Consider the following 415-nt stretch of genomic DNA (forward strand, 5'->3'; position numbering starts at 1 on the left):
CTCCGGAGGATGAGCCCGACGCCATGCGCCGCCAGAGCGCTGAAGCCGAGAAGGCGGCGCTGCTTGCCGCGCTCGATGGCGGCCACGTCAAGGCCGGTCCGGCCGGCGCGCCTGCGCGCGGCCGCTCGGACGTCTTGCCCACCGGCCGCAATTTGTTCACCTCGGACCCGCGCACCATGCCGACGCCGACCGCCTATGATTTGGGCAGGGCAGCGGCGGAGGAAGTCGTGCGCGGCTACATGCAGTCGCATGGCGACTGGCCACGCTCGCTGGTCATCGATCTCTGGGGCTCGGCATCGCTGCGCACCGGCGGCGAGGAGATCGCTCAAGGCCTGGCGCTGATGGGCTGCCGGCCGCAATGGGATTTGGCCACCGGCCGCATCACCGGCATCGAAGTGCTGCCGCCGGTGCGCAG

1 protein-coding gene is annotated in these 415 nt (G+C 71.3%); it reads left to right on the forward strand.

Features of this window, described 5'->3' with window-relative positions:
- Positions 1-415 (forward strand): cobaltochelatase subunit CobN (locus EN991_RS39555; RefSeq protein WP_206519389.1); only part of this gene is annotated, 415 nt, incomplete at both ends.

It is taken from the genome of Mesorhizobium sp. M7A.F.Ca.US.005.03.2.1 (genome assembly GCF_003997795.1).
Taxonomy (GTDB): domain Bacteria; phylum Pseudomonadota; class Alphaproteobacteria; order Rhizobiales; family Rhizobiaceae; genus Mesorhizobium; species Mesorhizobium ciceri.